This window comes from Yersinia sp. LJYL362, from assembly GCF_048323875.1.
This window is the reverse complement of record NZ_JBLWEX010000056.1, coordinates 1-9,228: the sequence shown is the minus strand read 5'-3', so window position 1 is coordinate 9,228 and position 9,228 is coordinate 1. Positions and strand designations below refer to the sequence as shown.

Genomic DNA, 9,228 nt, shown 5'->3' with positions numbered 1-9,228 from the left:
TGCAAGCGCAACAATTCGCGCACGTGGTACTTGAGTGGTACCAACGCTTTGGCCGCAAAACATTGCCATGGCAATTGGATAAAACACCGTATCAAGTCTGGCTATCAGAAGTGATGTTGCAACAAACACAGGTTGCGACTGTCATTCCTTATTTCCAACGCTTTATGCTGCGTTTCCCTGACATCCGTGCTTTAGCCGCAGCTCCGTTGGATGAAGTTCTGCATTTATGGACCGGTTTAGGTTACTACGCCCGCGCCAGGAACCTGCATAAAGCCGCCCAAACGGTGGTAGAACGCCATCAGGGTGAATTCCCCACGACTTTTGACGAAATACTCGCACTGCCCGGCATTGGCCGCTCCACGGCAGGCGCGATTTTATCGCTCTCGTTGGGGCAGCATTTCCCTATTTTGGATGGAAATGTTAAGCGAGTTCTGGCTCGTTGCTACGCCGTTGAGGGATGGCCGGGTAAAAAAGATGTCGAAGGGCGGTTGTGGCAAATCAGTGAAGACGTCACCCCAGCCAAGGGAGTGGGCCAATTTAATCAGGCAATGATGGATTTAGGCGCGATTGTCTGCACCCGCTCCAAGCCCAAGTGCGAACTTTGTCCATTGAATGTAGGTTGTCTCGCTTATGCCAACCATAGCTGGGCGCGCTACCCAGGTAAGAAGCCCAAACAGACGATACCGGAAAAAACGGCCTATTTTCTATTGCTACAAAACGGTTCTCAGGTGTGGCTCGAACAACGCCCACCCGTTGGGCTGTGGGGCGGGTTGTTCTGTTTCCCACAATTTTCTGAGCAAGAAGATTTGGATAGTTGGCTGCAACAACGGGGGATGGCCGCCAGCGAGTTGCAGCAGCTAACCGCTTTTCGTCACACTTTCAGCCACTTCCATCTGGATATTGTGCCAATGTGGCTGGATACTGCATCAGTTCGTGGATGCATGGATGATGGAGCGGGTCTCTGGTATAACTTAGCACAGCCACCGTCGGTAGGGTTGGCCGCCCCAGTTGAGCGTTTATTACTTCAGTTAGCACAAGAAGAGTTGTCAAAAACTGAGTTAATAAAACCATAGCGGGCAACATCGCCATCTACCCAAACCGTTTTATTTGACGTGAGTCATCGAAGAGGATTTAGCATGAGCAGAACGATTTTTTGTACGTTTTTAAAAAAAGATGCTGAAGGACAAGATTTTCAGCTGTATCCGGGCGAAATAGGCAAACGTATCTATAACGAAATCTCGAAAGAAGCTTGGTCACAATGGATAACTAAACAAACCATGCTGATTAATGAGAAAAAACTCAGCATGATGAATGTCGAAGACCGTAAATTGCTGGAACAGGAAATGGTCAATTTCTTGTTCGAAGGGCAGGATGTACATATTGAAGGTTATACTCCGCCGAGTCAGTAACCACTCGGGGCCAATGCACTGGTAACGTACAGTATGACGGGTATTACCCTAAATAGTTCGAGTTACAAGAAGGCGGCCAACGCACTGGTAATTTGAAATATGACGGGTAAATTCCTCATCAAGATATGGCTTGTAAGATGAAGAAAATTTTAGCTTTGTTGGTCATTGCACCTTTGTTAGTGTCTTGCTCAGGCAATAAAAATCAGGAAGATAACGAAGCCTTTATCAAAGATACTAACGGTTTTGAAATTTTAATGGGTCAGTTTGCCCATAACATTGAAAACATTTGGGGATTAAAAGAAGTCTTAATCGCGGGCCCAAAAGATTACGTTAAGTATACGGATCAATATCAAACCCGCAGCCATATCAACTTTGATGCCGGTACTATTACGGTTGAAACTATTGCCACGACCGATCCGGCGGCTCACTTACGCCAGGCGATTATTACGACGTTATTAATGGGCGATGATCCTGGCTCGATCGATCTCTATTCTGATGCTAACGATATCCAGATAAGTAAAGAACCGTTCCTCTATGGGCAGGTGCTGGATAACAACGGCGAGCCTATTCGTTGGGAATGGCGTGCGGCTCATTTTGCCGATTATTTACTGCAAAACAAAATGCAAAAACGCACATCTGGTTTGCATGTTATCTGGTCGGTCACCTTGCAATTAGTCCCTAACCATCTGGATAAACGAGCGCACAAATACCTGCCATTGGTGCGGCAATCAGCCGAAAGATATGGCGTAGAAGAATCATTGATTCTGGCAATTATGCAAACAGAATCGAGCTTCAACCCCTATGCAGTCAGTGGCTCTGATGCACTGGGTTTAATGCAGGTTGTTCAGCATACTGCTGGGCGGGATGTCTACAAGCTGAAAGGCAAAAGTGGCCAACCAAGCCGAAGCTATCTTTTTGATCCTGCTAATAATATTGATGCTGGCACTGCCTATCTATCTATTCTGCAAAATACCTATTTGGGGGGTATTCAAAATGCTACCTCGCGGCGCTATGCAGTTATTACTTCCTATAATGGCGGTGCTGGGAGCGTGTTGCGGGTATTCTCCAGCGACAAGAATCAGGCAGTAAATATTATTAATAATATGGCACCGGGCGATGTATTCCAAACGCTAACCACTAAACACCCATCTGGTGAATCTCGCCGTTATCTGGTGAAAGTGAATAGCGCGCAGAAGAGCTACCGCCGCCACTAATATCACTGCAACTTTAGCCTGCAAGGTATAAATGGCACAGTTCGCTGTGCCATTTTTTATGGCTAAAATTGTGATCAATGGGTAACTGTGCACATTTGAATAACAACCATTCGCAATATACCGCTTATAGTATTGCTCACTGATCTCTAACCACGACTGGCAGATTGAAAAATGGACTTTGGACTTACCGTTTTCGAAATGGTGGTAATCTTCTCCACCATGGTCATTGCCTATATTATTTTTGGTATCACTGGTTTTGGTTCCGCGTTAATTGCCAGCCCGGTTTTAGCACTATTTATCCCCGTAGCAAAAATTGTCCCATTGCTAGCCATTGTTGATATGGTTGCGGCAATCACCAATGTGGCGCGTCATAGCCGCCATGCGGATATTGCTGAGCTCAAGCGCCTGGTGCCATTGATGATTATTGGCAGCCTGATAGGCGCAACAGTCCTACTGCGAACCCGCCCCGATATTTTGCTATTAGCTTTGGGCATATTTGTCATTTTATATGCAATTTATTCCCTCAGCCGACGTAAACCACAAGGGCAATTCAAACCTATAGCCGCCATTCCTTTTGGCTTAATTGGCGGCATCTTCAGTGCATTATTTGGTAGCGGCGGGTTCATCTATGCCATTTATTTATCCGGGCGGATAGCCAGCAAAGACAATTTACGGATTACGCAGACGACACTTATTGGCCTAAGCACCCTGACCAGAGTAATTTTATTTGCGCTGGCCGGCGTCTATATGGACTTGTCTATTCTGTGGATGGTATTGCTGTTGGCTCCAGGGATGTTAGTCGGATTGGCGATCGCCAATAAAATCAGTTTAGGTATCAGCCGTGAACAACTGATTAAGATCATCAACATCTTACTGCTACTTTCAGGTAGTGTTTTATTGGTACGCTATTTCGGCTACTGATTATCCTAAGAGGGATAAGCTATAGATAGACAGCCGACACCCTCATCGGCTATCTATCTGTTTTCAGGTTACGGAGTAATGACATAACCAAAAATACGCCGCCACTCCACATCACCTTTTTCGATATAAACACCCTGCAATTCCGGTGAGAAGCCCGGCAATAGATTGATCCCCTCCTCTAATGCAAGGAAATAACGCTGTACCGCCCCACCCCATATTTCCCCCGGCACGACACATAACACGCCCGGCGGATAGGGTAACGCACCTTCAGCAGCAATACGCCCTTCTGCATCAGCAATAGGGATCAATTCAATATTGTCACGGACAAATTGGATATTGGCATCCTGCGGATTCATAACAACTTGCGGGAAACTGGCTTTCCGGAACATATCCTTTTGCAACTGCTTCACATCATAACTGACATACAGGTCATGCATTTCTTGACATAACTGACGCAAAGTATAGCCGCGATAACGCTCTTCATTTTTACGATATATCGTCGGCAATACATCACACAACAATGCATCTTGTTCGAGATAGCGCTCAAATTGCTCCAACATATCAACCAGATGAGCCATTTTGCTTAGATTTTCCGCCGGGGTCAGCAGGAACAGGATCGAATTCAGATCGCATTTTTCCGGCACAATGCCATTTTCTCGCAGGAAAGTGGCCAATATCGCTGCTGGCACACCAAACTGGGTATATTGTCCGCTACTGGCATCAATACCCGGCGTAGTCAGTAATAACTTACATGGGTCAACCAAATATTGGTCTTGGTTATATCCTTCAAACCCATGCCAGCGTTCGTCGGGAACAAAATTAAAGAAGCGAGCATCATTGGCAATAACATTCGTATCGTAATCCTGCCAATTTTTACCTCCCACTGTAGGAGGAATAAATGGCCGCAACATTGAGCAGCGTTCTAATAATAATTTACGGGTCTCGATACCGAGTTTGACGCAGTCCATCCACATACGGCGGCCACTGTCGCCAGAATGAATTTTGGCATTGACGTCCAATGCAGCAAATAATGGATAAAACGGACTGGTCGAGGCATGCAGCATAAATGCGTTATTAAAACGTTTATGATTACAGTGGCGTTTTTGCCCTTTGATGTGGTTGTCTTTTTTATGTACTTGCGAGGTCTGAGAAAAACCAGCCTGCTGCTTATGCACTGACTGGGTCACAATAATCCCAGGATCATTTTCATTGAGTTCCAGCAACAACGGCGAGAAATCTTTCATCATCGGGATAAATTGTTCGTAACCTACCCACGCCGAGTCAAACAAAATGTAATCACATAAATGACCAATACTATCAACCACCTGCCGTGCGTTATACACCGTGCCATCATAGGTACATAACTGAATGATAGCCAATCTGAATGGCCGTGCATCACCTGCACGTTCAGGGGCAACCTCATTCAATTGCTGGCGTAAATAACGCTCATCGAAACAGTGCGCGTCAATACCGCCAATGAAACCAAATGGGTTACGGGCCGTTTCTAAATAAACAGGCGTCGCCCCTGCTTGAATCAGTGCACCGTGGTGGTTAGATTTATGATTATTTCGGTCGAATAACACTAAATCGCCACGGGTCAATAAAGCATTAGTCACCACTTTATTGGCTGCTGAAGTCCCATTCAGAACAAAATAGGTTTTATCTGCATTAAAGACCTTAGCTGCATATTTCTGTGCATCTTTTGCCGCACCTTCATGAATAAGCAAGTCGCCCAATTTGACATCGGCGTTACACATATCTGACCGGAAAATCGTCTCACCATAAAATTCAAAAAACTGACGACCAGCAGGATGCTTACGAAAGAACTCACCGCCTTGATGCCCAGGGCAAGCAAAGGTTGAGTTTTTCATCTCGACATATTTCTTTAATGTTGAGAAAAAAGGCGGCAACAGATTTTTTTGGTATTCGCTGGCTGCAGCCTCTACCTGAGCATTGTAAAATGCCTTATTGGCCTCACCGAGTGTGATAACGCCTTTAATTAGAGGCAAATAATCCGCAGAAACCGTCTGTTCTGCCGTGACAGCAACAAAAGTAGGAATAGCAAAGCCCAAATCATATAGCTTTGACAAAATACCGGCATTCGCATCTTCCACCGACATCACCACGGCGGCAACATCCGTAAAATCAGTCTGATTGAGATATACCATTCCGCGCTGACTTTCTACATAAGAAGCCAAACGAGCACTTGTTGCTATTTTTAATTGTGTCATGTCACTTACTCTCAAACGGTCAGGTATGAGGCCGCCACTTTGGCATATAGATAGCATCACATTGAGAAGCTTTTGTGATACCGGCAAATTGATATCGTTGACGCACTCATCTCCAGTAAAAGGAAAACCAGAATAGTGAGTGAACTGGTCTCAGCATCGACCAATAGACATCAGTAAAATCAGAGGGTTGGCTCTATTTTTAATAATGCCTAACAGTGAGCAATACATAGCCTTACCGCATGGAAGGGATAAGAGACTTAATAGAAATGGAACAGAGGAAGTGGCACGTGAGGCGCTGAATATGCATTGGATAGTGTAAAAATGCCATAACCGCCTCCTGCTTAAATTCTCAAAATGATTTGAACCAGACGAATGAAAAGTAACGCTAAATTCGCGCAATAATTACATGTTTATGGGAGCGATTCAACCCTTGGAGTTCAATAAAAATGCACATTTAGTGAATATCTAAGCTGTTGTTATTTAACAAACTGAAAAATAAAAAATCTATAAATCAAGCAGATGAAACAGCGTATTACGATGAAAAAATCATCACGGCACCATTTTTTTAGTGACTTTCGCGTGAAAAGAGAGCAACCGATCGCCTTTATATGAGAAACTCATTGACGATTTGGTGCCAATACGGTTTAATGCGCCCCGTTGCCCGGATAGCTCAGTCGGTAGAGCAGGGGATTGAAAATCCCCGTGTCCTTGGTTCGATTCCGAGTCCGGGCACCACTATTCATAACCTGTTTGTTAAGAAGTAAGATTTTTAACAGGCATGACAAAGTACTCGAATCATCATCGTAAAGTAGGCTGTAATTGCTACACCTTGGTTGAACATAGAGTACGAAGAAACCGAAGAGTGCTAATGCATCTTCGGTTTTTTTATGTCAATTATTTGCAAAGATTGGCAGTTTTTTAACGTAACTGTCAATTTCCTATTAAGGAAAACGGTAATTTACTGTTTTCAATGCCTAAAATATCTTAAAGCCCTTTTCTAATCTGAAAAAACCGCTTCCAATGCCAATCTTAGACTGTCTATCATCGTAAACTGCGCGGTCAAATAGTTGAAGAGCTCACGCTTTATCGCTGGTTTTAAAGCTTTTTTCGATGACGTCTTTCAGCGCTCGGCATTCCAGACTCAGATCGGCAAACATTTGCTTGAGCCGCTGGTTTTCGTCCTCAAGATCTTTGATTTTTTAATATCAGGGCTTCCATCCCATCATATTCGCCTTCCCGTTGTAATAGCGGGCTTCAGAAATAGCGGCCTCGCGACACACATCTTTGACGGTCCTGCCAGCTTCGACTGATTTTAGGATGGCGATGATTTGGTGATCGGTGAATCGGATCTTACGCATAGCAATCTTCCCAGGAGACATAGCCAGTATGTCGGAAGAACTCTAAAAGTGGATGGGTCGTCTTGAGGGGATACTTACAATGGCATCCAAGCTTGGTGACAGTGGTAACCTCAAGTGGGTGAGGGTAAGCTAGGCGCATGCTGCTAGTATCTGCTAAACTCGTGATATTGATAAGCTACTGAAAATCAGATGGTTATTAAAGTGTAGGTTAAAGTTAAAATTTTCACCTACATGCTTAAAAATACCATTAAAATCAAATAGGATAATATAATGGCTAAGAATCGTAGTCGTCGTTTACGCAAAAAAATGCATATCGACGAGTTTCAGGAATTAGGTTTTTCTGTACAGTGGACCTTCCCAGAAGGCACTGGTGTTGATGTTATTGATGAAACTGTCGATGCTTTTATCGATGAAGTCATTGAAGCAAACGGCCTGGCATTTGATGGCAGTGGCTATTTGCAGTGGGAAGGCCTGATTTGCCTGCAAGAGATTGGCCATTGCACTGATGAACACCGTGCGCTGGTGACTAAGTGGTTGGAAGCTCGCAAATTGAAAAATGTAGAAACCAGTGAGCTGTTTGATATCTGGTGGGATTGATCTTCCGTTTTAACGGTAGATAATTAATAAGGGCGCCTAATGCAGGCGCCTTTGTTTTTATCAGACGCAGTTAGCGGAAACGGTTACCGGGGATTGATTGGGGGCATCGTTGTGGCAGCAGCTTTAGGGGTGATAACAGATTTAGATAATACCTTGCTGGCGGATATCTTGCAGCAGGTGCGCCCGCTGATTGGTCAGGGGAAAGTAGCGGATTACATTCCCGCTTTGGCTGAGGTTTCGGCTGACAAATTGGGTATCGCGGTCTGTACACTGGATGGCACGATATATCAGGCCGGGGATGCTGATGAACGCTTTTCTATTCAATCGATTTCAAAAGTATTGAGTCTGACGCTGGCATTATCCCGTTATGGGGAACAGGAAGTTTGGCAGCGGGTGGGTAAAGAGCCGTCAGGTCAACCCTTTAACTCACTGGTGCAGTTAGAGTTAGAAAAAGGCAAACCGCGCAACCCATTTATTAATCCAGGTGCGCTGGTGGTGTGCGATATGTTGCAAAGCCGCCTGAGTGCACCGAAGCAACGAATGTTAGAAGTGGTGCGTCAGTTAGTGAATGACGACAGCATTAGCTACGATTCTCGCGTCGCACGATCAGAATTTGATAACTCCGATCGTAATGCTGCCATCGCCTATCTAATGAAGTCTTTTGGTAATTTCAACAATGACGTACTCACGGTACTTCAGACCTATTTCCACTATTGCGCCATGCGCATGAGTTGTATTGAACTGGCTCGCTGTTTTGTCTATCTGGCAAACCAGGGGCACAGTATTCGTGGGCAGGCTCCGCTTATCACCCCCATGCAAGCGCGGCAAATCAATGCTCTGATGATTACCAGCGGTATGTATGATGGAGCTGGTGAATTTGCCTTCCGTGTGGGGATGCCGGGTAAATCGGGGGTCGGAGGGGGGATTATTGCCATTGTGCCCGACGAGTTATGTATTGCAGTTTGGTCACCGGAATTAGACCATGCGGGGAACTCTCTGGCCGGGACGGCTGCCTTAGAACTACTGGCACAGCGGATTGGCCGCTCCATTTTTTAGGACAGCTCCCCTTCATGCTTAAAGTAAATTCTGGCAGGGTGGGGATTAGCACGTTATAAATAGCCATAGAAATACGGGATGGCACAGCTTCTCAGGAGTCTTATGTTACTTAAAATTAAAGCATTACGAACGGCAGGTCTGGCAGTATTGATGCTAACTGCCTGGCAGGCACAGGCTGATTATCAGTGCAGCGTCAAGCCGCAGGATGATGTGATTATCAGCCCGCAATCAGTGCAAGTGGTGGGTGCCAGCGGTAATTTGCAGATTTCACCCGACGGTGATGTTACCCGTAATGGCAAAACATTAACTCTGACTGATGCGCAGCGCCAGCAGGCTTTCCGCTATCAGACGGCCTTGCGCAAAGATTTACCGTGGATAGACCAAGGGGCACAGCAGCGCCTGGAGAAAGCACGGGTTTCATTGGATAAAGTGATTGTTCAGC

At 45.3% G+C, this 9,228-nt stretch carries 8 protein-coding genes, 1 tRNA gene and 1 pseudogene; 8 read left to right on the top strand and 2 right to left on the bottom strand.

Translation table 11 applies throughout. The features are described 5' to 3' along the window. From mutY to ACNSO8_RS02350, 4 genes are all read left to right on the top strand, one after another. Window positions 1–1,073 (top strand): A/G-specific adenine glycosylase (gene mutY / locus ACNSO8_RS02365; RefSeq protein WP_418393701.1); only part of this gene is annotated, 1,073 nt, incomplete at its 5' end. Between the two features lie 63 nt (window positions 1,074–1,136). Then, the gene (locus ACNSO8_RS02360) at window positions 1,137–1,409 is read left to right on the top strand and encodes an oxidative damage protection protein (protein WP_004391023.1); all 273 of its coding nucleotides are present in this window, start codon (window positions 1,137–1,139) and stop codon (window positions 1,407–1,409) included. Window positions 1,410–1,546: 137 nt separating this feature from the next. Beyond that, the gene (gene mltC, locus ACNSO8_RS02355; RefSeq protein ID WP_418393700.1) at window positions 1,547–2,623 is read left to right on the top strand and encodes a membrane-bound lytic murein transglycosylase MltC; all 1,077 of its coding nucleotides are present in this window, start codon (window positions 1,547–1,549) and stop codon (window positions 2,621–2,623) included. Between the two features lie 171 nt (window positions 2,624–2,794). Further along, the gene (locus tag ACNSO8_RS02350; protein WP_418393699.1) at window positions 2,795–3,544 is read left to right on the top strand and encodes a sulfite exporter TauE/SafE family protein; all 750 of its coding nucleotides are present in this window, start codon (window positions 2,795–2,797) and stop codon (window positions 3,542–3,544) included. Between the two features lie 68 nt (window positions 3,545–3,612). On the opposite strand, the gene speF is transcribed toward ACNSO8_RS02350, so the two are convergent. After that, on the bottom strand, window positions 3,613–5,775 hold the full coding sequence (gene speF / locus ACNSO8_RS02345) for an ornithine decarboxylase SpeF (RefSeq protein ID WP_418393698.1): 2,163 nt from the start codon (window positions 5,773–5,775) through the stop codon (window positions 3,613–3,615). 659 nt (window positions 5,776–6,434) lie between these two features. Here speF and ACNSO8_RS02340 point away from each other — a divergent pair. Beyond that, window positions 6,435–6,510, top strand: a tRNA-Phe gene (locus ACNSO8_RS02340). A gap of 307 nt (window positions 6,511–6,817) precedes the next feature. Here the strand turns inward: ACNSO8_RS02340 and ACNSO8_RS02335 are convergent. Then, window positions 6,818–7,133 (bottom strand): annotated as a pseudogene (locus ACNSO8_RS02335) (transposase); the annotation flags it as partial. A gap of 270 nt (window positions 7,134–7,403) precedes the next feature. Here ACNSO8_RS02335 and ACNSO8_RS02330 point away from each other — a divergent pair. The 3 genes from ACNSO8_RS02330 to ACNSO8_RS02320 form a co-directional block, all read left to right on the top strand. Next, a complete protein-coding gene (locus ACNSO8_RS02330; RefSeq protein WP_005173625.1) occupies window positions 7,404–7,730 on the top strand; it encodes a YggL family protein in 327 nt (108 codons plus the stop codon). 129 nt (window positions 7,731–7,859) lie between these two features. Beyond that, window positions 7,860–8,786 (top strand): glutaminase B, encoded by a 927-nt coding sequence (gene glsB, locus ACNSO8_RS02325; RefSeq protein WP_418393702.1) that lies wholly within the window; start codon window positions 7,860–7,862, stop codon window positions 8,784–8,786. Window positions 8,787–8,888: 102 nt separating this feature from the next. Continuing rightward, window positions 8,889–9,228, top strand: a 340-nt coding sequence (locus ACNSO8_RS02320; RefSeq protein WP_418393697.1) for a DUF2884 family protein, incomplete at its 3' end; no start/stop codon positions are given.